Origin of the sequence: Clostridium sardiniense, from assembly GCF_016907995.1 — a bacterium.
Taxonomy (GTDB): Bacteria; Bacillota; Clostridia; order Clostridiales; family Clostridiaceae; genus Clostridium; species Clostridium sardiniense.
Map to the genome: position 1 here is coordinate 1 of NZ_JAFBDA010000053.1, position 1,212 is coordinate 1,212.

Annotated in this window: 1 protein-coding gene; it reads right to left on the reverse strand. The window is 21.9% G+C overall.

What is annotated here, in order from left to right; genetic code table 11:
* Positions 1-399: 399 nt before the first annotated feature.
* Positions 400-939 carry a DUF4352 domain-containing protein gene (locus JOC62_RS19055; protein ID WP_204596846.1) on the reverse strand — a complete coding sequence of 180 codons (540 nt, stop codon included), beginning with the start codon at positions 937-939 and terminating at the stop codon, positions 400-402.
* Positions 940-1,212 lie beyond the last annotated feature (273 nt).

Genomic DNA, 1,212 nt, shown 5'->3' on the forward strand with positions numbered 1-1,212 from the left:
ATTATCTATATCATTCTAATAATTTTTCAATATCTCTTATCTTACTTTAATTTTTAAATTACTTCGTTAAAATTATTTATTTTATTATTTTATAATCATTTACGAGTATATTATTTAAGATTATATTCTTACTTCAAAAAATCTTTAAATAATATTTAATATAAAAAGGCATTTTAATTCTAAAGTTAGAATTAAAATGCTTTACACTTATCTCATTAGTCTACTTTTTTCTTATCACTTTTATTAAATGCTATTGGTATATTTTCTGTTTGTTATATTAGTACCTATAATTAAAATATTGCTTATAATAACTAGAAATCTAATTTCTTTTTTATCTTTATACCTATTTTATTGTAATATAATAAAAGACTAGAAACATAATCTAGTCTTTTTATTTTACTAATTTAATTTAACTATTATTTGTCCACTAGAAAGTAATGAACTATCAAATTGTAATTCAAGACCTTTTTCTCCTTTAGGAGCTTGAACAGCATATTCTCCAGTTATTTTTCTTCCAGGTGCAACTTTACCATCTAATTGTCCATTTTGATTTTCTGTAATCGCTTGTTTGCATTCTCTTCCATCTTTATCAACAACTTTGAACATTAAAATTGATGAAACTGTTTTTTCTTCGCTTGATATATTTTCAACTGTAACATCAACTTTTACAAATTCATTTCCATCTTCTGGTTTAATAATTTTCCCACCATTATCTACGCTAATTTTATTAACTTTTATTTTAAAATCTTTAACTTCTATAGTATCACCTATTTTGAAGGTTTCCGTTTTATTAGCATCTTCTTTTTGTCCTTGGTTAGCTACCGGAGTATCTCCATTTTCAGCTGTATTTGATCCTGCTCCTATGGCACCTCCAACAACTACTACAATTATAAGCCAGAACCACCATTTTTTAAAAATAGCTTTTTTTTCTTTTCCCATTAATAAATCCCCCTAAAAATATTAAAATACATTTTACCCTTTAATATCTATATAAATTGGTAATAATGCCATAATTAGAATATCATAGAGGTATTTTATCGTCAATTTACTAAAAGTACATTTATTATTAATATTTTATTATTATTATTAACTAATTATTAATTTATTTATTTTCATTGAAAATTTGTTCTTATTATATAAATTAAAAGTTTAAATTATTATATATTTATAATATATTATTTATTAGAATATTTATATAAATTATCGTTATAA